22 protein-coding genes are annotated in these 25,189 nt (G+C 57.9%); all 22 read left to right on the plus strand.

Annotated elements, in window-relative coordinates; genetic code table 11:
- The first annotated feature begins 22 nt into the window (after window positions 1-22).
- The 22 genes from mnmE to JFU37_RS12605 all read left to right on the plus strand — a co-directional run bounded on the left by mnmE (window position 23) and on the right by JFU37_RS12605 (window position 25,187).
- Entirely contained in the window at window positions 23-1,393 is a 1,371-nt protein-coding gene (gene mnmE, locus JFU37_RS12500; RefSeq protein WP_201115588.1) for a tRNA uridine-5-carboxymethylaminomethyl(34) synthesis GTPase MnmE, read from the plus strand.
- Between the two features lie 646 nt (window positions 1,394-2,039).
- Window positions 2,040-3,938: a tRNA uridine-5-carboxymethylaminomethyl(34) synthesis enzyme MnmG gene (gene mnmG, locus JFU37_RS12505; protein WP_201115589.1), complete on the plus strand. Its 1,899-nt coding sequence runs from the start codon at window positions 2,040-2,042 to the stop codon at window positions 3,936-3,938.
- Window positions 3,935-4,579, plus strand: coding sequence for a 16S rRNA (guanine(527)-N(7))-methyltransferase RsmG (gene rsmG / locus JFU37_RS12510; RefSeq protein ID WP_201115590.1), 645 nt, complete (start codon window positions 3,935-3,937; stop codon window positions 4,577-4,579). The genes mnmG and rsmG overlap by 4 nt, the downstream gene beginning before the upstream one ends.
- An 18-nt stretch (window positions 4,580-4,597) precedes the next feature.
- The gene (locus JFU37_RS12515) at window positions 4,598-5,395 is read left to right on the plus strand and encodes a ParA family protein (protein ID WP_007948095.1); all 798 of its coding nucleotides are present in this window, start codon (window positions 4,598-4,600) and stop codon (window positions 5,393-5,395) included.
- Between the two features lie 9 nt (window positions 5,396-5,404).
- Window positions 5,405-6,277: a ParB/RepB/Spo0J family partition protein gene (locus JFU37_RS12520; RefSeq protein WP_008027541.1), complete on the plus strand. Its 873-nt coding sequence runs from the start codon at window positions 5,405-5,407 to the stop codon at window positions 6,275-6,277.
- 148 nt (window positions 6,278-6,425) lie between these two features.
- Window positions 6,426-6,833 carry a F0F1 ATP synthase subunit I gene (locus JFU37_RS12525; RefSeq protein ID WP_157714412.1) on the plus strand — a complete coding sequence of 136 codons (408 nt, stop codon included), beginning with the start codon at window positions 6,426-6,428 and terminating at the stop codon, window positions 6,831-6,833.
- A 16-nt stretch (window positions 6,834-6,849) separates the two neighbouring features.
- Complete coding sequence (gene atpB / locus JFU37_RS12530) at window positions 6,850-7,719, plus strand: F0F1 ATP synthase subunit A (RefSeq protein WP_201115591.1); 870 nt, start codon at window positions 6,850-6,852, stop codon at window positions 7,717-7,719.
- Between the two features lie 133 nt (window positions 7,720-7,852).
- Window positions 7,853-8,110 (plus strand): F0F1 ATP synthase subunit C, encoded by a 258-nt coding sequence (gene atpE, locus JFU37_RS12535; RefSeq protein WP_002555987.1) that lies wholly within the window; start codon window positions 7,853-7,855, stop codon window positions 8,108-8,110.
- Between the two features lie 56 nt (window positions 8,111-8,166).
- Complete coding sequence (locus JFU37_RS12540) at window positions 8,167-8,637, plus strand: F0F1 ATP synthase subunit B (protein WP_150657769.1); 471 nt, start codon at window positions 8,167-8,169, stop codon at window positions 8,635-8,637.
- 12 nt (window positions 8,638-8,649) lie between these two features.
- The gene (locus tag JFU37_RS12545) at window positions 8,650-9,186 is read left to right on the plus strand and encodes a F0F1 ATP synthase subunit delta (RefSeq protein ID WP_027926211.1); all 537 of its coding nucleotides are present in this window, start codon (window positions 8,650-8,652) and stop codon (window positions 9,184-9,186) included.
- A 21-nt stretch (window positions 9,187-9,207) separates the two neighbouring features.
- A complete protein-coding gene (atpA, locus tag JFU37_RS12550; protein WP_008007884.1) occupies window positions 9,208-10,752 on the plus strand; it encodes a F0F1 ATP synthase subunit alpha in 1,545 nt (514 codons plus the stop codon).
- Between the two features lie 50 nt (window positions 10,753-10,802).
- Complete coding sequence (gene atpG / locus JFU37_RS12555) at window positions 10,803-11,663, plus strand: F0F1 ATP synthase subunit gamma (RefSeq protein ID WP_201115592.1); 861 nt, start codon at window positions 10,803-10,805, stop codon at window positions 11,661-11,663.
- A gap of 27 nt (window positions 11,664-11,690) precedes the next feature.
- Window positions 11,691-13,070, plus strand: a complete 1,380-nt coding sequence (atpD, locus tag JFU37_RS12560; protein ID WP_008155715.1) for a F0F1 ATP synthase subunit beta — start codon at window positions 11,691-11,693, stop codon at window positions 13,068-13,070.
- Between the two features lie 45 nt (window positions 13,071-13,115).
- On the plus strand, window positions 13,116-13,541 hold the full coding sequence (locus tag JFU37_RS12565) for a F0F1 ATP synthase subunit epsilon (protein ID WP_201115593.1): 426 nt from the start codon (window positions 13,116-13,118) through the stop codon (window positions 13,539-13,541).
- Between the two features lie 117 nt (window positions 13,542-13,658).
- Window positions 13,659-15,026: a bifunctional UDP-N-acetylglucosamine diphosphorylase/glucosamine-1-phosphate N-acetyltransferase GlmU gene (gene glmU / locus JFU37_RS12570; protein ID WP_201115594.1), complete on the plus strand. Its 1,368-nt coding sequence runs from the start codon at window positions 13,659-13,661 to the stop codon at window positions 15,024-15,026.
- Between the two features lie 225 nt (window positions 15,027-15,251).
- A complete protein-coding gene (locus JFU37_RS12575) occupies window positions 15,252-16,028 on the plus strand; it encodes a DeoR/GlpR family DNA-binding transcription regulator (RefSeq protein WP_201116481.1) in 777 nt (258 codons plus the stop codon).
- Between the two features lies 1 nt (window position 16,029).
- A complete protein-coding gene (glmS, locus tag JFU37_RS12580; RefSeq protein WP_201115595.1) occupies window positions 16,030-17,862 on the plus strand; it encodes a glutamine--fructose-6-phosphate transaminase (isomerizing) in 1,833 nt (610 codons plus the stop codon).
- Between the two features lie 103 nt (window positions 17,863-17,965).
- Complete coding sequence (locus JFU37_RS12585; RefSeq protein WP_201115596.1) at window positions 17,966-18,868, plus strand: LysR family transcriptional regulator; 903 nt, start codon at window positions 17,966-17,968, stop codon at window positions 18,866-18,868.
- Between the two features lie 128 nt (window positions 18,869-18,996).
- Window positions 18,997-19,623: a glutathione S-transferase family protein gene (locus JFU37_RS12590; RefSeq protein WP_201115597.1), complete on the plus strand. Its 627-nt coding sequence runs from the start codon at window positions 18,997-18,999 to the stop codon at window positions 19,621-19,623.
- Window positions 19,624-19,686: 63 nt separating this feature from the next.
- Window positions 19,687-21,717, plus strand: a complete 2,031-nt coding sequence (locus JFU37_RS12595) for a 2Fe-2S iron-sulfur cluster-binding protein (RefSeq protein ID WP_201115598.1) — start codon at window positions 19,687-19,689, stop codon at window positions 21,715-21,717.
- Between the two features lie 169 nt (window positions 21,718-21,886).
- The gene (locus tag JFU37_RS12600) at window positions 21,887-23,083 is read left to right on the plus strand and encodes a DUF3142 domain-containing protein (RefSeq protein WP_201115599.1); all 1,197 of its coding nucleotides are present in this window, start codon (window positions 21,887-21,889) and stop codon (window positions 23,081-23,083) included.
- Complete coding sequence (locus JFU37_RS12605) at window positions 23,070-25,187, plus strand: hypothetical protein (protein ID WP_201115600.1); 2,118 nt, start codon at window positions 23,070-23,072, stop codon at window positions 25,185-25,187. Before JFU37_RS12600 ends, JFU37_RS12605 begins: the two co-directional genes overlap by 14 nt.
- Window positions 25,188-25,189: the final 2 nt, after the last annotated feature.

Here is a 25,189-nt window from a genome sequence, read left to right on the forward strand (position 1 = left end):
ACTTTTGTCTGGATACCGGTTTATGAGCGTTCCTCGTGAAACCATCGCTGCCGTCGCCACCGCTCAAGGTCGCGGCGGTGTAGGCATTGTCCGTATTTCAGGACCCCTCGCGAGCGTTGCAGCCAAGGCCTTCAGCGGTCGCGAACTCAAGCCACGATTTGCCCACTACGGCCCGTTCCTCGGTGAAAACGATGAGGTACTGGACCAAGGTCTCGCGCTGTATTTTCCGGGTCCGAACTCGTTCACCGGCGAAGACGTGCTGGAACTCCAGGGCCATGGCGGCCCGATTGTTCTGGATATGCTGCTCAAGCGTTGCCTGGAACTGGGTTGCCGTCTGGCCCGACCGGGTGAATTCAGCGAGCGTGCCTTCCTCAACGACAAACTCGACCTGGCCCAGGCCGAAGCCATCGCTGACTTGATCGAGGCGAGTTCTGCACAGGCTGCACGAAACGCCCTGCGTTCCTTGCAAGGAGCATTTTCCGAACGTGTGCATAACCTCACCGAGCAACTGATTGGCTTGCGGATCTATGTCGAAGCGGCGATCGACTTTCCCGAAGAGGAAATCGACTTCCTTGCCGATGGCCACGTGCTGAACATGCTCGACAAAGTACGTGACGAGTTATCCACCGTGCTTCGAGAAGCCGGGCAGGGTGCCTTGTTGCGGGACGGCATGACGGTGGTGATCGCCGGCCGGCCCAACGCTGGTAAATCCAGTTTGCTGAACGCCCTGGCGGGTCGAGAAGCGGCGATCGTGACCGAGATTGCCGGCACCACCCGGGATATTCTTCGCGAACATATCCACATCGATGGCATGCCGTTGCACGTGGTCGACACTGCAGGCCTGCGGGATACCGATGACCAGGTCGAGAAAATCGGTGTGGAACGGGCATTGAAAGCCATCGGCGAGGCTGATCGCGTGCTGCTGGTCGTCGATGCCACCGCGCCTGAAGCACTTGATCCGTTTGCATTGTGGCCAGAATTCCTGGAGATCCGTCCGGATCCAGCCAAAGTTACGCTGATCCGTAACAAGGCTGACCTGACCGGTGAGGCGATTGCCCTGGAAGTCAGCGAGGACGGCCACGTCACCATAAGCCTCAGCGCCAAGTCGGCGGGCGAGGGACTGGAATTGCTGCGCGATCACCTCAAGGCCTGCATGGGCTACGAACAGACCTCGGAAAGCAGCTTCAGCGCTCGCAGGCGTCACCTTGAGGCGCTACGTCATGCCAGTGCCTCCCTCGAGCATGGCCGTACACAGCTGACCCTGGCCGGTGCCGGTGAGCTGCTGGCCGAAGATTTGCGTCAGGCTCAACACGCGTTGGGAGAAATCACCGGGGCATTCAGCTCCGATGACCTGCTTGGACGGATTTTTTCCAGCTTCTGCATCGGTAAGTAGGAGCGAGCTTGCTCGCGATGGAGTCGAGAGCGACGCGTTTATCCAGCAAACACGCGTTATCGTTTACTTCCATCGCGAGCAAGCTTGCTCCTACAAGGGCTCAGCGTTCGCTTAACTGACGTTCGTGCCTGTCTGTTTCTTCTTTTCTCTTAAATTTTCTTCCACTGCCGAGCAGATTTTTTCTGCTTGAGCGGAATTCCCATGCCCGGGATTTGCCCATCCACTGCTTTTCTGTGGATTAAGCCCTGTGAATAACTGCCACTAAGGGCAGTTGATAACAGGGCCTCAAAACTGAAGATAACCGCCTCTGTGGATAACCACCCCTTTCATCCACAGGCTTAAACCGGTTATCCAAGGGCCTCCTTGGCACATGACCACAGGGTTTTGAATCTCTGTACATATCGAATATAAAGGCCTGTAGAGATCTATCCACAGAAATGTGCCTCAGTAGAAATAAACATAAAAACAAAGATTTAATAAATTTCTCTCTTTTTAATTTCTATAACCCCGACTTCTCCACAGCTGGTTAAATTTTGTGCAAAGGGTTCTTTAGGAAGGGCGAAGTCCCTATACTTGCCGACCAGGTCCAGAAACCCGGGCTCAAACTATTCCTGAATTACCTACTTAAGCAGGCACGAGGTGCGTGGTGGATTTCCCTTCCCGTTTTGAAGTGATCGTCATCGGCGGCGGTCATGCCGGTACCGAGGCAGCACTGGCGTCAGCACGTATGGGGGCAAAAACCCTATTGCTGACGCATAACGTGGAAACCCTCGGCGCCATGAGCTGCAACCCCGCCATTGGTGGGATCGGCAAAAGTCACCTGGTCAAAGAAATTGACGCCCTGGGTGGCGCAATGGCCATGGCTACCGACAAAGGCGGCATTCAGTTTCGCGTGTTGAACAGCCGCAAAGGCCCGGCCGTGCGTGCAACCCGCGCTCAAGCAGATCGGGTCTTGTACAAAGCCGCTGTCCGCGAAGCATTGGAGAACCAGCCGAACCTGTGGATATTTCAACAGGCTGCTGACGACCTGATCGTCGAGCAGGAACAAGTGCGTGGTGTTGTCACCCAAATGGGCCTGCGTTTTTTCGCGGATTCCGTGGTGTTGACCACTGGAACCTTCCTCGGTGGACTTATCCACATCGGCCTGCAGAATTATTCCGGTGGTCGCGCCGGTGATCCGCCATCGATCGCCCTGGCTCACCGGCTACGTGAATTGCCATTGCGTGTCGGTCGTCTGAAAACCGGTACACCACCGCGTATTGACGGTCGATCTGTGGATTTCTCGGTGATGACCGAGCAAGCCGGCGACACACCGATCCCGGTGATGTCGTTCATGGGGTCCAAAGAGCAACATCCGAAACAGGTGAGCTGCTGGATTACCCACACCAACGCCCGGACCCACGAAATCATCGCTGCGAACCTCGACCGTTCGCCGATGTATTCCGACGCCGGGTTGATCGAAGGTATCGGCCCGCGTTATTGCCCATCGATCGAGGACAAGATCCACCGCTTTGCCGACAAGGAAAGCCATCAGGTCTTCATCGAGCCGGAAGGCTTGACCACCCATGAGCTGTACCCGAACGGGATATCCACATCCTTGCCGTTCGATGTGCAATTGCAGATCGTGCAATCGATCCGCGGCATGGAAAACGCACACATCGTTCGTCCGGGCTACGCCATCGAATACGACTATTTCGACCCGCGTGACCTGAAGTACAGCCTGGAAACCAAAGTGATTGGCGGTCTGTTTTTCGCCGGACAAATCAATGGCACCACCGGTTACGAAGAAGCCGGCGCCCAGGGTTTGCTGGCCGGGGCCAACGCGGCACTGCGCGCACAGGGCAAAGATGCCTGGTGTCCACGCCGCGATGAAGCGTATATCGGCGTGTTGGTCGACGACCTGATTACGCTCGGTACACAAGAGCCGTACCGGATGTTCACCTCCCGTGCCGAATACCGCTTGATCCTGCGCGAAGACAACGCCGACCTGCGCTTGACCGAAAAAGGTCGCGAATTGGGTCTGGTCGATGACGCGCGTTGGGCGGCCTTCTGCAAGAAACGCGAAAGTATTGATCTGGAAGAGCAACGCCTGAAAAGTACCTGGGTTCGCCCGGGTACCGAGCAGGGCGATGCAATTTCCGAGAAATTCGGCACGCCACTGACCCACGAATACAATTTGCTCAACCTGCTGAGCCGTCCGGAAATCGACTACGCTGGTCTGATCTCCGTGACCGGTGGGGGCGCAGAAGATCCACAAGTCGCCGAACAGGTCGAAATCAAGACCAAATATGCGGGTTACATCGATCGCCAACAGGATGAAATTGCCCGTCTGCGCGCCAGCGAAGACACAAAACTACCTGTGGATATCGATTACACGAATATTTCCGGTCTCTCCAAAGAGATCCAGAGCAAGCTCGGTGCGACCCGTCCAGAGACTCTGGGCCAGGCGTCACGCATTCCGGGCGTTACTCCGGCAGCGATTTCGCTGTTGATGATTCATTTGAAAAAACGCGGCGCGGGCCGTCAGTTGGAGCAAAGCGCTTGAGTTCGTTGGTCACCTCGCAACACGCACAAGAGTTATCCACAGGTGCTCGCCAGCTGGGTGTCACACTGACAGACGCCCAGCACGCGCAGCTGCTGGGTTATCTGGCCCTGTTGATAAAATGGAACAAGGCTTACAACCTGACCGCCGTGCGCGATCCCGACGAAATGGTGTCCCGTCACTTGCTCGATAGTTTGAGTGTGATGTCGTTCGTCGAGAATGGCCGTTGGCTGGACGTCGGCAGTGGCGGCGGCATGCCCGGTATTCCATTGGCGATCCTGTTTCCAGAGTCCCAAGTGACCTGCCTGGACAGCAACGGCAAGAAAACCCGCTTCCTGACCCAGGTCAAACTCGAACTCAAACTGGATAACCTGCAAGTTATCCACAGCCGCGTCGAAGCCTTCCAGCCTGCACAGCCATTCAACGGGATTATTTCCCGGGCGTTCAGCAGCATGGAGAACTTCAGTAACTGGACTCGCCACCTCGGCGACGCCGATACACGCTGGCTGGCAATGAAGGGCGTTCATCCCGCCGATGAGCTGGTAGCATTGCCGACAGACTTCCACCTCGATAGCGAACACGCCCTGGCCGTACCTGGTTGCCAAGGCCAACGCCATCTGCTGATACTGCGCCGCACGGCATGATTGGGAACACAAGCAAGAATGGCTAAGGTATTCGCGATTGCGAACCAAAAAGGTGGTGTGGGTAAAACCACCACCTGCATCAACCTCGCAGCTTCCCTGGTCGCTACCAAGCGTCGGGTGCTGTTGATCGATCTCGATCCACAGGGCAACGCCACCATGGGTAGCGGTGTGGATAAACACGGTCTGGAAAATTCGGTTTACGACTTGCTGATCGGCGAATGCGATCTGGCCCAGGCCATGCACTTCTCCGAACACGGTGGTTACCAGCTGTTGCCGGCCAACCGTGACCTGACCGCGGCCGAAGTGGTTCTGCTGGAAATGCAGATGAAGGAAAGCCGTCTGCGCAGTGCGTTGGCGCCGATCCGTGAAAACTACGATTACATTTTGATCGACTGCCCGCCGTCGCTGTCGATGCTGACGTTGAACGCATTGGTCGCCGCTGATGGGGTAATTATCCCCATGCAGTGCGAGTACTTCGCGCTCGAAGGTTTGAGCGACCTTGTGGATAACATCAAGCGCATCGCCGAACTGCTGAACCCGAACCTGAAAGTCGAAGGCCTGTTGCGGACGATGTATGACCCGCGACTGAGCCTGATGAACGATGTGTCGGCCCAGCTCAAGGAACACTTCGGCGAGCAGCTTTACGACACCGTGATTCCGCGCAACATTCGCCTGGCTGAAGCACCCAGCTATGGCATGCCGGCGCTGGCGTACGACAAATCATCGCGGGGCGCCATTGCCTATTTGGCCTTGGCCGGCGAGATGGTTCGCCGTCAACGCAAAAATTCACGCACCGCCGCTGCTCAGGCAACTTAAGGAATCCCCATGGCCGTCAAGAAACGAGGTCTCGGACGTGGACTGGATGCACTGCTGAGCGGTCCGACTGTCAGCTCGCTGGAAGAGCAAGCCGTACAAGCCGATCAGCGTGAACTGCAACACCTGCCCCTGGACTTGATCCAGCGCGGCAAGTACCAGCCACGCCGGGACATGGATCCTCAAGCGCTGGAAGAGCTGGCGCAGTCGATCAAGGCCCAGGGGGTGATGCAGCCGATCGTGGTTCGTCCGATCGGCAGCGGTCGCTTCGAAATCATCGCTGGCGAACGTCGCTGGCGCGCCAGCCAGCAGGCTGGCCAGGAAACAATCCCGGCAATGGTTCGCGATGTACCGGATGAAACCGCGATCGCCATGGCGCTGATCGAGAACATCCAGCGCGAAGACCTGAATCCGATTGAAGAAGCGGTGGCGCTGCAGCGATTGCAGCAGGAATTCCAGCTGACTCAGCAACAAGTGGCTGAAGCGGTGGGCAAATCCCGCGTGACCGTGGCCAACCTGCTACGCTTGATCGCGTTGCCGGAAGTCATCAAAACCATGTTGTCCCACGGTGACCTGGAAATGGGTCATGCGCGTGCTTTGCTTGGTTTGCCGGAAAATCAACAGGTTGAAGGGGCGCGACATGTTGTCGCACGGGGGCTGACGGTGCGCCAGACTGAAGCACTGGTTCGCCAGTGGTTGAGTGGCAAACAAGAACCTGCTGAACCGGTAAAGCCGGACCCGGATATCGCCCGACTCGAGCAGCGTCTGGCTGAGCGTTTAGGCTCTGCGGTGCAGATCCGCCACGGTAAAAAGGGGAAAGGGCAGTTGGTGATTGGGTACAACTCCCTCGATGAGCTTCAGGGTGTACTTGCACACATTCGTTGAAACATTTCCTCATGTAGCGTGCAGGTGGAAATCACTACCTGACAGTTGAATAGGGGCAGATCCGCCCCTATACTCTGCGCGCATTTTGTCGGCACAAATTATGCCAAGTTATTGAATTCTGGCAGCCGATCATTGGGGAGCAATAGTGATGGACAGCCGCACGCCAAACCGCTTGCCGTTCCATCGCCTGGCAGTTTTTCCGGTGTTAATGGCTCAATTTGTCGTTTTGCTGATTGCCGCTTTGGCGCTCTGGCAATGGCGTGGAGTCGTAGCCGGGTACTCAGGACTTTGCGGAGGCCTGATAGCCTTGCTGCCCAATGTTTATTTCGCTCACAGGGCATTTCGGTTTTCCGGCGCCCGAGCAGCTCAAGCCATCGTCCGGTCTTTTTATGCCGGCGAGGCGGGCAAACTGATTTTGACGGCAGTGCTCTTTGCATTGACGTTTGCAGGTGTGAAGCCATTGGCGCCCTTAGCTGTATTCGGCGTCTTCGTGTTGACCCAACTGGTCAGCTGGTTCGCGCCCCTGCTGATGAGAACAAGACTTTCGAGACCTTAGGGCGTTTGAGGCAACCATGGCAGCAGAATCCGCTTCGGGCTATATCCAGCACCACTTGATGAACCTGACCTTCGGTCAGCTACCTAACGGCGGCTGGGGCTTTGCCCACACCGCAGCAGAGGCCAAAGCAATGGGCTTCTGGGCTTTCCACGTCGATACCCTCGGCTGGTCGGTCGCGTTGGGCCTGATTTTCGTTCTCCTTTTCCGCATGGCGGCGAAGAAGGCGACTACCGGCGTACCTGGTGCTTTGCAGAACTTCGTTGAAGTATTGGTCGAATTCGTCGATGGCAGCGTGAAAGACAGCTTCCATGGCCGTAGCCCGGTGGTTGCACCACTGGCGCTGACCATCTTCGTCTGGGTGTTCATGATGAACGCCATCGACCTGGTACCGGTCGACTGGATCCCGCAACTGGCCGCGGCCATTTCCGGCAACCACGAGATCCCGTTCCGTGCCGTATCGACCACCGACCCGAACGCTACGCTGGCCATGGCCTTCTCGGTGTTCGCGCTGATCATTTTCTACAGCATCAAGATCAAGGGCATCGGCGGCTTCATCGGCGAATTGACCTTGCACCCGTTCGGCAGCAAGAACATTTTCCTTCAGGCTTTGCTGATCCCGGTGAACTTCCTGCTGGAGTTCGTGACACTGATCGCCAAGCCGATCTCCCTGGCTCTGCGTCTGTTCGGCAACATGTACGCCGGCGAGCTGGTCTTCATTCTGATTGCTGTGATGTTCGGCAGCGGTCTGCTCTGGCTTGGCGGCCTGGGCGTAGTTCTGCAGTGGGCGTGGGCTGTGTTCCACATCCTGATCATCACCCTGCAGGCGTTTATCTTCATGATGCTGACCATCGTTTACCTGTCGATGGCGCACGAAGAGAACCATTAAGACCAGTCTCGACTAGTCTGATGTCCCACTCGGTCAAACGAGTGGGTGCCCGAACAGGGCTATGAAACGATTTGTTTTACCGCTTTAAAATCTAAAAAACCTAAACCATACGACGTAAAAGTCGGGAGGAAAGATGGAAACTGTAGTTGGTCTAACCGCTATCGCTGTTGCACTGTTGATCGGCCTGGGCGCACTGGGTACCGCAATTGGTTTCGGCCTGTTGGGTGGCAAGTTCCTGGAAGGCGCAGCGCGTCAACCAGAAATGGTTCCAATGCTGCAAGTTAAAATGTTCATCGTTGCCGGTCTGCTCGACGCCGTAACCATGATCGGTGTTGGTATCGCTCTGTTCTTCACTTTCGCGAACCCATTCGTTGGTCAACTCGCTGGCTAATTACTCGAACCGTCGAGTAATTGGTGTGATGTGCAACGAACGAGCGAGGTGTTGGCGTGAACATTAATGCAACCCTGATTGGCCAGTCCGTTGCGTTCTTCATTTTTGTACTGTTTTGCATGAAGTTCGTGTGGCCTCCGGTCATCGCGGCTTTGCACGAACGTCAGAAGAAGATCGCGGATGGACTGGACGCTGCCGCCCGAGCAGCTCGCGACCTGGAGTTGGCCCAAGATAAAGCGGGTCAACAACTGCGCGAAGCTAAGGCTCAGGCAGCTGAAATCATTGAGCAAGCCAAGAAACGCGGTAACCAGATCGTTGATGAGGCTGTTGAAAAAGCCCGTATCGACGCTGACCGTGTGAAGGTTCAGGCTCAGGCCGAGATCGAGCAGGAACTGAACAGTGTCAAAGACGCGCTGCGTGCCCAATTGGGTGCTCTGGCCGTTGGCGGCGCCGAGAAGATCCTGGGTGCCACAATCGATCAAAACGCGCACGCGGAGCTGGTAAACAAACTGGCTGCTGAAATTTAAGCGAGGGCGATCATGGCAGAATTGACCACGTTGGCCCGACCTTACGCTAAGGCAGCCTTCGAGCACGCCCAGGCCCACCAGCAACTGGCCTCTTGGTCAGCCATGCTCGGCCTGGCTGCAGCAGTGTCGCAAGACGACACTATGCAGCGCGTGCTCAAGGCCCCGCGACTGACGAGCGCAAACAAGGCCGCCACGTTTATTGACGTGTGCGGCGACAAGTTTGATGCCAAGGCACAGAACTTCATTAACGTCGTTGCCGAAAACGACCGTCTCCCGCTGTTGCCGGAGATCGCCGCTCTGTTTGACCTGTACAAGGCCGAACAAGAGAAGTCGGTAGATGTTGAAGTCACCAGTGCTTTTGCATTGAACCAAGAACAGCAAGACAAACTCGCCAAGGTTCTCAGTGCACGACTCAACCGGGAAGTGCGCCTGCAAGTTGCGGAGGATGCCGCCCTTATTGGTGGTGTCATCATTCGCGCCGGCGACCTGGTAATCGATGGCTCGATTCGCGGCAAACTCGCGAATCTTGCCGAAGCATTGAAATCTTGAGTTTGAAGGGGCAGCAGAGCAATGCAGCAACTCAATCCTTCCGAAATAAGTGAAATTATCAAGGGCCGCATCGACAAGCTCGATGTGACCTCCCAAGCCCGTAACGAAGGCACTGTCGTCAGCGTGTCTGACGGTATCGTGCGGATTCACGGTCTGGCCGACGTCATGTACGGCGAGATGATCGAGTTTCCGGGCGGCGTCTTCGGTATGGCTCTCAACCTGGAGCAAGACTCCGTAGGTGCTGTTGTATTGGGCTCCTACCAGTCTCTGGCTGAAGGCATGAGCGCCAAGTGCACTGGCCGCATCCTCGAAGTTCCGGTTGGTAAGGAACTGCTGGGTCGCGTAGTCGACGCACTGGGTAACCCAGTTGACGGCAAAGGTCCGCTGAACAACACCGAGACCGATGCGGTCGAGAAAGTTGCTCCAGGCGTGATCTGGCGTAAGTCGGTAGACCAGCCTGTACAGACTGGCTACAAGGCTGTCGATGCCATGATCCCAGTCGGCCGTGGCCAGCGTGAGCTGATCATCGGTGACCGTCAGATCGGTAAAACCGCTCTGGCGATCGACGCGATCATCAACCAGAAAGACAGCGGCATTTTCTGCGTCTACGTAGCGATCGGTCAGAAACAATCGACCATCGCCAACGTTGTTCGCAAGCTGGAAGAAAACGGCGCACTGGCTAACACCATCGTCGTGGCTGCGAGCGCTTCGGAATCTGCAGCACTGCAATTCCTGGCACCGTACTCCGGTTGCACCATGGGTGAATTCTTCCGCGACCGCGGTGAAGACGCGCTGATCGTTTATGACGATCTGTCCAAGCAAGCAGTGGCTTACCGCCAGATTTCCCTGCTGCTGCGCCGTCCACCAGGCCGTGAAGCTTACCCAGGCGACGTGTTCTATCTCCACTCCCGTCTGCTGGAGCGCGCATCCCGCGTTTCGGAAGAATATGTAGAGAAGTTCACCAACGGCGCAGTGACCGGCAAAACCGGTTCCCTGACCGCACTGCCGATCATCGAAACCCAGGCTGGCGACGTTTCCGCGTTCGTTCCGACCAACGTGATTTCCATCACCGACGGTCAGATCTTCCTGGAATCGGCCATGTTCAACTCCGGGATCCGTCCTGCTGTGAACGCCGGTGTTTCGGTATCCCGTGTGGGTGGTGCCGCTCAGACCAAGATCATCAAGAAGCTCTCCGGTGGTATCCGTACCGCTCTGGCTCAGTACCGTGAACTGGCGGCATTCGCCCAGTTCGCTTCTGACCTGGACGAAGCGACCCGTAAGCAACTTGAGCATGGTCAGCGCGTTACCGAGCTGATGAAGCAGAAGCAATACGCACCAATGTCGATCGCTGACATGGCGCTGTCGCTGTATGCCGCTGAGCGTGGGTTCCTGACTGACGTTGAAATCGCCAAGATCGGCAGCTTCGAACAAGCGCTGATTGCTTTCTTCAACCGCGATCACGCCGATTTGATGGCGAAGATCAACGTGAAGGGTGACTTCAATGACGAAATCGACGCTGGCATGAAAGCCGGTATCGAGAAGTTCAAGGCCACCCAAACCTGGTAAGCCGCAGCGGGAGCCGCAAGGCTCCCGCTTGCTAACCTGATAGGTGTTACATGGCAGGCGCAAAAGAGATTCGCAGTAAGATTGCGAGCATCAAAAGCACGCAAAAGATTACCAGCGCCATGGAAAAAGTGGCGGTCAGTAAAATGCGCAAGGCACAAATGCGCATGGCTGCTAGCCGTCCTTATGCGGAGCGCATCCGCCAGGTTATTGGTCATTTGGCCAACGCTAACCCGGAATATCGCCATCCATTCATGATCGAGCGTGAAATCAAGCGCGTCGGTTACGTTGTGGTGAGCAGTGACCGTGGTCTGTGTGGTGGCTTGAACACCAACCTGTTCAAGGCCTTGGTCAAGGACATGGCGAAAAACCGTGAAAACGGCGTCGAGATCGATCTGTGTGTAGTGGGTAGCAAGGGTGCGGCTTTCTTCCGCAACTTCGGCGGTAACGTCGTAGCAGCTATCAGCCACCTGGGTGAAGAGCCATCGATCAATGATCTGATTGGCAGCGTCAAGGTGATGCTGGATGCCTACCTGGACGGCCGTATCGACCGTCTGAGCGTTGTGTCCAACAAGTTCATCAACACCATGACGCAACAGCCAACTGTGGAGCAATTGATTCCACTGGTGGCAACCCCGGATCAAGAACTCAAGCACCACTGGGACTATCTCTATGAACCGGATGCCAAAGAGCTGCTTGACGGCTTGATGGTCCGTTACGTGGAGTCGCAGGTCTACCAGGCGGTGGTCGAGAACAACGCGGCCGAACAAGCTGCGCGGATGATCGCGATGAAGAACGCTACCGACAACGCCGGTGATTTGATCAGCGATTTGCAGCTGATCTACAACAAGGCGCGTCAGGCTGCGATCACCCAAGAGATCTCGGAAATCGTCGGCGGCGCTGCCGCGGTTTAACGGTTCAAATATTCAGAGGATCCAGCTATGAGTAGCGGACGTATCGTTCAAATCATCGGCGCCGTTATCGACGTGGAATTTCCACGCGACAGCGTACCGAGCATCTACAACGCGCTTAAAGTTGTAAGCGCGGCCGAAACCACTCTGGAAGTTCAGCAACAGCTGGGCGACGGCGTGGTTCGTACCATTGCGATGGGTTCCACCGAAGGCTTGAAGCGCGGTCTGGAAGTCACCGACTCTGGCGCAGCCATCTCCGTACCGGTCGGTAAAGCGACTCTGGGCCGGATCATGGACGTGCTGGGTAACCCGATCGACGAAGCTGGCCCGATTGACACCGAAGAGCGCTGGGGCATTCACCGTCCTGCGCCAACCTTCGCTGAACAAGCTGGCGGCAACGACCTGCTGGAAACCGGCATCAAGGTTATCGACCTGGTTTGCCCGTTCGCCAAGGGCGGTAAAGTCGGTCTGTTCGGTGGTGCCGGTGTAGGCAAAACCGTAAACATGATGGAACTGATCCGTAACATCGCCATCGAGCACAGCGGTTATTCTGTGTTCGCCGGTGTGGGTGAGCGTACTCGTGAGGGTAACGACTTCTACCACGAGATGAAGGACTCCAACGTTCTGGACAAAGTGGCACTGGTTTACGGTCAGATGAACGAGCCGCCGGGTAACCGTCTGCGCGTAGCTCTGACTGGCCTGACCATGGCCGAGAAGTTCCGTGACGAAGGTAACGACGTTCTGCTGTTCGTCGACAACATCTATCGTTACACCCTGGCCGGTACTGAAGTATCCGCACTGCTGGGCCGTATGCCTTCCGCAGTAGGTTACCAGCCGACCCTGGCCGAAGAGATGGGTACTCTGCAAGAGCGTATCACTTCGACCAAAAACGGTTCGATCACCTCGATCCAAGCGGTATACGTACCTGCGGATGACTTGACTGACCCGTCGCCAGCGACCACCTTTGCCCACTTGGACGCCACCGTCGTTCTGTCCCGTGACATCGCCTCCCTGGGTATCTACCCAGCGGTCGATCCACTCGACTCGACTTCGCGCCAGCTGGACCCGAACGTGATCGGTCAGGACCACTACGACACCGCTCGCGGCGTACAGTATGTTCTGCAGCGTTACAAAGAACTGAAGGACATCATTGCGATCCTGGGTATGGACGAGCTGTCGGAAGCCGACAAGCAGTTGGTAAACCGTGCTCGTAAGATCCAGCGCTTCTTGTCGCAACCGTTCTTCGTGGCTGAAGTCTTCACCGGTGCTTCGGGTAAATACGTTTCCCTGAAAGACACCATTGCTGGCTTCAAAGGCATCCTCAACGGTGACTACGACCACCTGCCAGAACAAGCGTTCTACATGGTCGGCGGCATCGAAGAAGCGATCGAGAAAGCCAAGAAACTGTAATCCCGGCGCCCGGCAACGGGCGCTAATTTAGGTTGAGGCAATCAGATGGCTATGACAGTCCATTGCGATATCGTCAGCGCGGAAGGGGAAATCTTTTCCGGCCTGGTCGAGATGGTGATTGCGCACGGTGCACTGGGTGATCTTGGTATCGCCCTGGGTCACGCGCCGCTGATCACGAATCTCAAGCCAGGTCCTATCCGCCTGATCAAGCAGGGCGGGGAAACCGAGGTGTTTTACATCTCCGGTGGTTTCCTCGAGGTTCAGCCGAACATGGTCAAGGTTCTTGCCGACACTGTGCAACGTGCCGCCGACCTGGATGAAGCCTCCGCTCAGGAAGCCGTTAAGGCTGCCGAGAAGGCCTTGCATGAACGTGGCGCAGAATTCGATTACGGTTCTGCTGCCGCACGTCTGGCCGAGGCGACAGCTCAGCTGCGCACCGTCCAGCAGATCCGCAAGAAGTTCGGCGGTTAATCCGTCATCGACTTGTTGTGCGATTGATTAAAAAGGGTAGCCTCGGCTACCCTTTTTTCTTTTCCGACTTTCATAACCCGGTCGCAGTTGCTGACCACCCAGGATTGGTAGCCAGTCATGTCTCTAGAAATCGTTATCCTCGCTGCTGGCCAAGGCACTCGCATGCGTTCGGCATTGCCCAAGGTCTTGCACCCGATTGCCGGCAACTCGATGCTCGGCCATGTTATCCACAGCGCCCGCCAACTTGATCCACAGCGCATACACGTGGTGATCGGTCATGGTGCGGATACGGTGCGTGAGCGTCTGGCGGCTGATGATCTGAATTTCGTCCTGCAGGACAAACAGCTGGGCACCGGTCATGCGGTGGCTCAGGCCGTACCGTTCATCAAATCCGATACCGTGCTGATTCTCTACGGTGACGTGCCACTGATTGAAGTTGAAACGCTGCAACGTCTACTGAAGAAAGTGGCGCCACAGCAATTGGGGCTGCTGACTGTCGAGCTGGACGACCCGACCGGCTACGGCCGCATCGTCCGTGACGCCTCCGGCAAGGTGACCGCTATCGTTGAGCAGAAAGACGCCAACGAAACCGAGCGCGCAATCACCGAGGGCAATACCGGTATTCTGGCGATGCCTTTCGAAGGTCTGGCCGGCTGGATGAGTCGACTCTCCAATAACAATGCCCAGGGCGAGTACTACCTGACCGACGTGATCGCCATGGCGGTCAGCGATGGCCTGGTGGTAGCGACCGAGCAACCCCACGACGCCATGGAAGTGCAAGGCGCCAACGACCGCCAGCAGCTTTCCGAGCTTGAGCGTCACTATCAACTGCGCGCCGGCCGTCGTTTGATGGCTCAGGGCGTGACCCTGCGCGACCCGGCTCGGTTTGATGTACGGGGTGAAGTCACCGTCGGCCGCGACGTGCTGATTGATATCAACGTGATCCTCGAAGGTAAGGTGGTTATCGAAGATGACGTGGTGATCGGTCCGAACTGCGTGATCAAGGACAGCACCCTGCGCAAAGGCGTGGTGATCAAGGCCAACAGCCACATCGAAGGCGCGGTTCTCGGTGAGGGCAGCGATGCCGGTCCATTCGCGCGTTTGCGTCCGGGGACGGTGCTGGAGGCACGCGCCCATGTGGGTAACTTCGTTGAGCTGAAAAACGCTCATTTGGGCGAAGGGGCCAAGGCCGGCCACCTGACTTACCTGGGCGATGCCGAGGTCGGCGCACGCACCAACATCGGTGCTGGCACCATCACGTGTAACTACGATGGCGCCAATAAGTGGAAAACCGTGCTGGGTGAAGATGTGTTCATTGGTTCCAACAACTCGTTGGTGGCGCCTGTGGATATCTCTAGTGGGGCAACCACCGCAGCGGGATCGACCATTACGCAGAATGTGGATAACGCACAGTTGGCCGTGGGCCGTGCGCGTCAAAAGAACATCGATGGCTGGAAACGGCCGGCGAAAGTTAAGAAGACCTGAGTTATCCACAGCTCCCCCTGTAGGAGCGAGCTTGCTCGCGAAGGATTTCACCGATAACGCATTTTTCCAGACAACACGCGTCATCGTTCACATCCTTCGCGAGCAAGCTCGCTCCTACACCCTACAAAGTTATCCACAGTTCTTTTTATCGCCTCCTGCTTGACGAAGTTTCGCCGATAGGTTTTGATTGCTTCCGTTATCTTTCGAATCGAAACTTACGTGCTCATGTCAAAACGCAACACACCTCAGCGTCGTCACAACATCCTCGCCCTGCTCAATGAACAGGGCGAAGTCAGTGTGGACGAGCTGGCCAAGCGCTTTGAAACGTCGGAAGTTACGATTCGAAAGGATCTTGCGGCGTTGGAAAGCAACGGCTTATTGCTGCGTCGTTACGGTGGGGCGATCACCATGCCTCAGGAATTGGTAGCCGACCTCGGTCAGCCGGTCTCCAAATATAAGCAGGCCATCGCTCGCGCCGCCGTCACGCGGATTCGTGAGCATGCGCGGATCATCATCGACAGCGGCAGCACCACCGCAGCGATGATCCCGCAGCTTGGCCAACAACCGGGTCTGGTGGTGATGACCAACTCCCTTAATGTCGCCAACGCCTTGATCGAACTCGAACACGAGCCCGTGCTGTTGATGACCGGCGGAACCTGGGACCCCCATTCCGAGTCCTTTCAGGGGCAGGTGGCCGAGCAGGTACTACGCTCTTACGACTTTGATCAGTTGTTTATCGGCGCCGATGGCATCGACCTGGTGCGCGGTACTACCACCTTCAACGAATTACTGGGGCTGAGCCGGGTCATGGCGGAAGTCGCCCGCGAAGTGATCGTCATGGTGGAGGCCGACAAGATCGGCCGCAAGATTCCCAACCTGGAGCTGCCTTGGAGCAGCGTCCATACCCTTATTACCGATGATCGCCTGCCGCTCGAGGCACGGGATCAGATTCAGGCCCGCGGTATCACATTGATTTGCGCGGCTATCAGTCAGGAGAAATAGCATGTGTGGAATTGTCGGAGCGGTCGCAGAACGTAACATCACCGCCATCCTGCTCGAAGGTCTGAAGCGGCTCGAATACCGTGGTTATGACAGCGCGGGCGTGGCGATCCTCAGCAACGACGCAACGCTTGAACGCGTGCGTCGCCCAGGCAAAGTCAGCGAGCTGGAACAGGCGCTGGCCGCAGCGCCGTTGTCCGGTCGCCTCGGTATCGCCCACACCCGTTGGGCCACTCACGGCGCCCCGTCAGAGCGCAACGCGCACCCGCATTTTTCCGGTGATCTGGCGGTAGTCCACAACGGCATCATCGAGAACCACGAAGCCCTGCGCGAACAACTGATCGCCTTGGGTTATGTGTTCACCTCGGACACCGACACGGAAGTCATCGCCCACCTTCTGGATCACAAACTCAAGGACTTGCGTGATTTGACCGTGGCCCTCAAGGCTACCGTTAAAGAATTGCACGGTGCTTACGGCTTGGCCGTGATCAGCGCTCAGCAACCGGATCGTCTGGTTGCCGCACGCAGTGGCAGCCCTCTGGTGATTGGTCTGGGGCTGGGGGAAAATTTCCTCGCTTCCGACCAGTTGGCCCTGCGCCAGGTCACTGACCGATTCATGTACCTTGAAGAAGGTGACATCGCCGAAATTCGCCGGGATAGCGTTCAAATCTGGGACGTCAATGGCGAACAGGTCGAGCGCGAAGCGGTGCAGTACCGTGACGGTGCCGAAGCCGCGGACAAGGGCGAATTCCGCCACTTCATGCTTAAGGAGATCCACGAGCAACCCGCTGTGGTGCAACGCACCCTGGAAGGTCGCCTGAGCCCGAACGGCGTGCTGGTGCAGGCTTTCGGTCCACAGGCAGCCGAGCTGTTTGCCAAAGTGCGTAACGTGCAGATCGTTGCTTGCGGCACCAGTTACCACGCCGGCATGGTTGCCCGTTACTGGCTCGAAGAACTGGCCGGCATTCCTTGCCAGGTCGAAGTCGCCAGCGAATTCCGCTACCGCAAAGTCGTCGTGCAGGCTGATACCTTGTTCGTGACCATTTCCCAGTCCGGCGAAACCGCCGACACCCTGGCAGCGCTGCGCAACGCTAAAGAGTTGGGCTACCTCGCCAGCCTGGCAATCTGCAACGTGGGCATCAGCTCGCTGGTGCGTGAATCCGACCTGACCCTGCTGACACAGGCGGGTCGTGAAATCGGCGTGGCCTCGACCAAAGCCTTCACCACTCAATTGGTCGGCCTGCTGTTGTTGACCCTGTCCCTGGGTCAAGTTCGCGGTACATTGGCCAAAGGCGTCGAAGCCACCCTGGTCGAAGAATTGCGTCGTCTGCCAACCCGCCTGGGTGAAGCCTTGGCGATGGACGGCACCGTCGAGAAAATCGCCGAGCTGTTCGCCGAGAAGAGCCACACCCTGTTCCTCGGTCGCGGTGCGCAATTCCCGGTGGCGATGGAAGGGGCACTCAAGCTCAAGGAAATCTCCTACATCCATGCCGAAGCCTACCCGGCCGGCGAGCTGAAACACGGCCCGTTGGCGCTTGTGGATAACGACATGCCGGTGGTAACTGTGGCGCCGAACAACGAGCTGCTGGAGAAGCTGAAGTCCAACCTCCAGGAAGTCCGCGCCCGTGGCGGCGAGCTGATCGTCTTCGCCGACGAGCAGGCCGGCATGACCAATGGCGAAGGCACGCATGTTGTGAACATGCCGCACATCCACGACATCCTGTCGCCGATCCTCTACACCATTCCGCTGCAGTTGCTCTCGTACTACGTGGCCGTATTGAAAGGCACCGACGTCGATCAACCGCGCAACCTGGCGAAGTCGGTGACGGTGGAATAAGTTATCCACAGGTCGCGTAAACGCTAAGAGATCGCAGCCTTCGGCAGCTCCTACAGAGCTGCCGGAGGCTGCGATCTTTTGATTTTTGAATGAGGGCACGCCCATGGACCGTTTCCAGGAAATGCAGGTGTTCGCTGCCGTCGCCCAAGAGCAGGGCTTCTCGGCGGCGGCGCGGCGTTTGGGCATGTCGGCGGCCAGCGTCACCCGAGCGGTGGCAGCGCTCGAGAAGCGCATCGGTACACTGCTGCTGACGCGCACGACGCGCAGCGTGCATTTGAGCGAAGCGGGCCAGCGTTATCTCGAAGACTGTCGGCGGATTCTCTCTGAGGTGCAGGAAGCGGAGGATTCGGCCGCAGGCAGCCACGCTCATCCTCGTGGGCAACTGACGATCACCGCGCCGGTGTTGTTCGGTGAACTGTTTATCACCCCATTGATGGTGGATTACCTGACTCAATTCCCTGAAGTCAGCATCAATGGTTTGCTGGTTGACCGAGTGGTGAGCATGGTCGAGGAGGGCATCGATGTGGCGGTGCGCATCGGTGAGCTACCTGACAGCAATCAGCATGGGATTTATGTCGGTGAAGTGCGACGGGTGGTCTGTGGGTCGCCGGGATTTCTGGCGGTCCACGGGCGGCCTCGACATCCGCAGGATCTGGCGCAGGCTCCGGTTATTGCGACGTCTTCCATCGGTCAGCTGAGAACCTGGCCATTTCTGGAGGCGGGGGAGCCACTGAGCGTTCGACCAGAACCGCGTCTGGTGGTGACGGCAAATCAGGCGGCCATCACTGCGGCGTGCCTCGGGCTGGGATTCACTCGGGTCCTGTCTTATCAGGTGGCGAGCAAAGTTGCGGCCGGCGAGTTGGAGATCATCCTGGCTGACTTCGAACTGCCGCCATTGCCCATCCATGTGGTGTACCAGGGCGGGCGCAAGGCGGCGGCGCGGATTCGCAGTTTTGTAGACTTTGCAGTGAAGGTGCTACGGGAACATCCGGATTTGCAAGGCTGACGTTTATTGCGCTGGTTGAAATAATGGATTGCGTTTGCTGGTTATTCTGTTGTTTTGGTGATGGGTGGATCATGGCGCTTATCGGTACTGTGACCTTTTGACAGCATCCCAACTCAGCGGAGTCGACCATGCAAGCGATCAAACTCTACAACTTCCCACGTTCCGGTCACTCCCATCGTGTGGAGCTTATGTTGTCGCTGCTGCAACTGCCGACCGAATTGATCTTCGTCGATCTGGCCAAGGGCGAGCACAAACAGCCAGAATTCCTGGCGATCAATGCTTTTGGTCAGGTGCCGGTTATTGATGATCAAGGCGTAGTGCTGGCGGATTCCAACGCAATTTTGGTTTATCTGGCGCAAAAATACGGCAACGGTCGCTGGCTGCCAGCCGATCCGGTGGGTGCCGCCAAGGTTCAACGCTGGTTGTCGGTCGCCGCGGGTCCGATTGCCTTTGGCCCTGCCAGAGCACGGCTGATCACTGTGTTTGGGGGGCCTTATAACGCTGAAGAAGTGATTGCGTATTCACACGCCTTGCTCAAGGTGATCGATCACGAACTGGCCAATACGGCTTATCTGACCGGCAGCGAGCCGACCATCGCCGACGTCGCGGCCTACAGCTACATCGCCCATGCGCCGGAAGGCAATGTGTCGCTTGAGGACTACGCCAATATTCGGGCGTGGCTGGCGCGCATCGAAGCCTTGCCAGGGTTTATCGGCATGCCGCGTACCGTCGCCGGCCTGCAAAAAACTGCCTGATGCTGACGGCCCGATATCGTCGGGCCGTTCACACTGCGCGAATGGCGCAGGGGAGACGCCGTTATGGACCATTCACCTTGGCACGCTGGCGAAAAACAACTGCAGGCACACGTAGGTGTTGCCGAGCGCATGGAGGTGCTCGGTCGTAGGGCCATTCGCCGTGAAATGCCGGACCAGCATCGCCAGTTCTATGAGCAATTGCCGTTCATCCTGTACGGCGCGGTGGATGCGGATGGCAATCCATGGGCCAGTATTCTTGAAGGGCCGCCAGGCTTTGCTCAATCGCCCGAGGCCGGTTTGCTGCAATTCAATCGCCTGCCAGGCGCCGATGACCCTGCGCAATTGACGGAGGGAGCGGCGATCGGTCTGTTGGGAATCGAACTGCACACGCGCCGCCGTAACCGCCTCAACGGGCGAGTAGGCGCTCTGACGGCGAGCGGTTTCGGCGTGACGGTGGAGCAGTCTTTCGGCAATTGCCCGCAATATATCCAGCTACGCCAGTTTCGCTCGGTGCCACTGGCGGATCCAGAGACACGCCTCACGCAGCACCTTAGTGAATTGGATGATGCCGCCCGGTCGATGATCGCCGGAGCCGACACCTTGTTTGTCGCCAGTTACGTGGACGTCGATGGCCAGCGTTCGGTGGACGTTTCACACCGTGGCGGTCAAGTCGGGTTCGTACAGGTAGAAGGTAATCGCCTGACCATTCCGGATTTTGCCGGCAACCTGTTCTTCAACACGTTAGGCAACCTGCTGCTCAATCCTCGGGCCGGTTTGCTGTTTATCGATTTCAATTCGGGCGACCTGCTGCACCTCAGCGGTCGCACCGAAGTCATCCTTGAAGGCCCACAAGTCGAAGCGTTTCAAGGGGCTGAGCGCTTGTGGACGTTAGAGGTAGAGCGCGTGGTGCGTCGGCCCGCCGCCCTTGGTTTGCGTTGGCGCTTCGATGGCATGTCACCGACCAGTTTGCTCACCGGAACCTGGGAACAGGCCAACGCCCGGCTGCAAGCTAAAGCGTTGGGCGATCAATGGCGGCCACTGCGGGTGGTGCGCATCGAAGCGGAAAGCCACAACATCCGCTCGATCTATCTGGAGCCTGCCGATGGTGCCGGGATGCCAGTGTTTCAGGCCGGGCAGCATTTGCCGTTGCGGTTCAACATTGGCGGCGATGTGCATATCCGCACTTACAGTTTATCGAGCGCACCCTCGGATGATTTTTTCCGTATCAGTGTGAAGCGTGAAGGGCTTGTGTCTTCGCACCTGCATCAACGGGTTCGCGTGGGTGATTTATTGGAAGCCCGGGCGCCTCAAGGGCACTTCACCGTGGCGCCGCATGAACGTCGACCGCTGGTGTTGTTGGCGGCGGGTGTAGGCATTACGCCGCTGCTGTCGATGGTGCGAGAGGTGGTGTATCAAGGCCTGCGCACCCGGTACATTCGGCCTACCTGGTTTTTCCAGAGTTCGCGCACGCTGGCCGACCAGGCATTCCGTCCTGAACTGGATCGCCTGATCGAGGGCGCCGGTGGCGCAGTGAGAGTGCTGCGTTTACTTAGTCAGCCGGAGCCCGGGGTGCTGGAGGGCGAAGATTTCGACCTGACCGGACGCATCGACACTGCATTGCTCAAGATCATTCTTGAAGTCGAGGACTACGACCAGCTGGATTTTGTCCTCTGTGGCCCGGGAAGTTTTACCCAAGGGCTGTACGACAGCCTTCGGGAGTTCGACATCCGTGATTCACGGATTCACGCCGAAACCTTCGGGCCATCAACCTTGCATCGGCAGCCTGATCCCGATGCGGTGGTAATCGAGCAGCCCCCGGCCGCAACTAGTTCAGTGCCGGTTGTATTCGAGCGCTCGGCCAAAGAAGCTCGCTGGCAACCCGACGGCGGCAGTTTGCTGGAGTTGGCGGAAAGCCGTGGATTGCGCCCGGAATTCAGTTGTCGCGGCGGTTCCTGCGGAACCTGCAAGACTCGCTTGATCAGCGGCCAGGTGAATTATCCACAGCCTCCAGCGGACGTGCCGGACGACGGATATGTCCTGATTTGTTGTGCGATTCCGGCGCAGGGGTCGCAGCCTTTGGTACTCGACCTGTAGCAGCTGCCGAGCCTGCGAGGCTGCGTCCGGCTGCGAAGCAGTCGTAAAATCATACCTCGCGGTGTTTCAGATAACCTGCGCACTCAGAATTTACGACTGCTTCGCAGCCGGACGCAGCCTCGCAGGCTCGGCAGCTGCTACAAGGATCTGATTCGGCTTAAGGATTTTTATGGGTTTTTTCGTTCGTCTGTCGGCATTGCTGGCGGTGTTAGTACTGCTCAACGGATGCGAACGACAGGACGCGCCGCCGCTCGATCAGCAGCTCTACGTCTGGCAACGTCAATGGACCTCGGCTCACGAAGCCGCGCTCAAGGACAGTCGCGCTGACTTTTCGACCCTGCGGGTACTGGCCTTGCAGGCATTCCCGCAGGCCGGTTGGCGCCGGGCGCGGATCGACCCGGCATTACTCAAGCGTGACGGCCGTCCGCTGATTGCGGTGATTCGCCTCGATGGCCAGCTCAAATCGCTGGATCAGGACGATGTCACTGCGCAGATTCAGCAGGTGCTCAGTGATTGGCAAGGGCAGGGGCTCATCCTCTCCGGCGTGGAAATTGACCACGATGCGGGTAGTGCTCGGCTACCGGCTTACCGCGAATTTCTTACACACTTGCGCACCGTCCTGCCGGCTTCGATGCCGCTGAGCATTACTGCATTGCCGGCCTGGCTCGACAGTCCCGAATTGCCGACGCTGTTATCCACAGTCGACAGTAGCGTGTTGCAGGTGCACGCGGTGAGCGATCCGCGTCGGGGCTTGTTTGATGCAGACCAGGCCAGAAAATGGGTTAAGGCCTGGAGCCGCAATACTTCGAAACCCTTTTATTTGGCGCTGCCGGCCTATGGCGTCGCGTTGTTACCGGGTGCCGGCGACGCTCCCATTGTGGAGAGCGAAGCGCCCCTTGAGCGTGGCGGACAGCGCCGGGAATTAATGGCTGACCCGCAGCAATTGAGCACGCTCGGCGCCGAGTTGCGCAATGATCCGCCGGCACATCTGGCCGGCCTGATTTGGTTTCGGCTGCCGTTGGCCAATGATCGCCGGGCGTGGAGCCTGACGACCCTGCGCGCGGTCGCTCGGGGCGATGCGCTGGACAGCCGCCTGACGTTGCAGCTCTCGGCGAAGGAAGGCCTGTTTGATATCAGCATCAGCAACCAGGGCAATCTCGACACTGCATGGCCCGAGCGTCTGACCCTCGCGGTCCAGAGCTGCGAGGGCGCCGATGCCCTGGCGGGTTATGCGTTGCAACAAACCCCGGATCTGCTTACCTTCACCCGCCTGCGCGACGGCCGCCTGCCGGCTGGCGGGCAGCGCGCCATCGGTTGGGCGCGCTGCGCACATATTGATCAAGGAGGTTCGAATGTTCACCCGTAACTGGCCCCGTCATGTGCTCTGCCTGAGCCTCAGCTTGCCGCTGGGTTCGGCGTTGGCCTGCGGGCCGGATTTCCCCATGCGTCTGCTCGACAATCGAGGTCAGTCGCTGGCGGAGCTGCCGGAGGGCAACTTCAATGTCGAGGTCAATCGCCTCGGGCATGCCATCGCCGGCTTGAAAAACATCACCCAAGCCGCCTACAGCATGGAAGCTCCCGACTACGCAGAACAGCGCAGCAACGCCGAGCAGGTCGGCTTGACGGCTGAGCAGCAAGCGCTGGTGAAACAGCTGCGCAGCCTGACTGACGCCCATCAAGTCGAGACTCAGGCTGCGAATTTGCCAGCGGAGCTCAAGCTTTATCTGGCGGGTGCCGTGGCGTTTGCTGCCGGTGATTATGGGCTGGCGACCGAGTACTTCCAGAAGGTGCTGACGTTGCCGGCAGATCAACGCGCATTGCGCAGCACCTGGGCCGCTTACTCGTTGGGCCGGGCGCTGTTTGCCATGAGTTCCGAAGCGGACGCTGGCCCCGACTTGCTGGATCAGTCTCGCAAAGCCTTTGAGCAGACTCGCCAGCTGAGCATCGAAGGCTTCAGCGACCCATTGGAACTGGGCGTCGCCAGCCTTGGCGAAGAGGCTCGCGTTGCACGCACCGCTGGCGACTGGAACAGCGCCATCGAACTCTACGCCACGCAAAATCTTCATGGTTCGGCGGTGGGCTACACCTCGCTGAAGCTGTTGATGGCCGATCTGGCAGCGATGCCTGAGGATCAACTGGCCGTTCTGCTCAAGGGCAAACCGGTGCAGCAACTCGTCACCGCGTCGTTGATCAGTCGGCTGGGCTGGTCATTTGGTGAACAACCACCGAACGAATTGAAACTGATCACACAGCTGCAAAACAGCACACGCGGTAGCCTGGATAATGCTGACCGTCTGGCGGCGGTGAATTATCAACAGGGCGACTACGCCAGCGCCAAAGCATTTCTTGAACACGCGGGCGACGGCGGTCTGGCGTGGTGGCTACGGGCAAAACTGGCGATGCGTGACGGCGATAAAATCGCCGCCGCCGCAGCGTATGCCAAGGCTGCCCAGGCCTTCCCGCAGAATGAGTCGTGGGGTGAGCGACGGACGCCAGAGTGGGATTTCGAAACGGTGCAGCCCAAGTGCCGGGTCGAGGGTGAAAGCGCGATCCTCGCCCTGCAGCGCGGTGATTACCTGCAAGCGTTCGATCAGCTTTACCGCAGCAACGGCATCTACTGGTTCGACGCGGCCACCGTCGCCGAACGGGTGCTGACTGTCGATGAACTCAAGCACTACGTCGACACCCAGGTGCCGGCACCGCCACCGCTGACTCAGCAGGAGCGGGATAACTACGTGCCATTGCCGGTGGCGGCGAAATTGCGCGATTTACTCGGGCGTAGGTTGCTACGAGAAGAACGCTATGACGAAGCGCCGCCATACTTCGACAGCGTCGAGATGCAACATAAAGCCAGGTGGTACGGGCAGTTGCGCAACGATGCCGAATCGAAATGGTGGCCGACCAAACGAGCATTCGCTTACTACTACGCCGCAACATTAGCCCGTTTCGACGGGATGGAATTGTTGGGTTATGAGATGGCGCCGGATTACGCGACCTTGGGTGGTAATTACAGTCTTGAAACTCCCGAACTCAAGGTCGGACCGCTGATAGCTGCGGATGAAGTGCAGCGCCAGCACGCCACCGTGGCGCAACCCGACGAGCGTTTTCATTACCGTTTTGTGGCCACAGCCCTGGCGAGCAAGGCTGCCGATCATCTACCCCACAGCAGTCAAGCTTTTGCTTCGGTGCTGTGCAAGGCTTCGTCATGGGGGACCAGTCTGCAAGAACAAAGCGCGTTTTATCGTCGTTATGTCGAGGAAGGCCCCTACGTGGTCTGGGCTGGCGATTTCGGTCATCAATGCCAGGAACCGGACTTTCGGAACACCGACAAGCGCTATGTGACCCAAGTCACCGACGCCGTGCGATCGCAACTGCGGCCCTACAAGCAGCCGTTGCAGTTCGGCGCAGTGATCATGATCACGGCAGCGGCTTTGTTGCTGATCAACCGACGCCGGAAAAAAGTGCAGTAAGG

The sequence above is a fragment of the Pseudomonas sp. TH41 genome (genome assembly GCF_016650695.1).
Lineage (GTDB): Bacteria > Pseudomonadota > Gammaproteobacteria > Pseudomonadales > Pseudomonadaceae > Aquipseudomonas.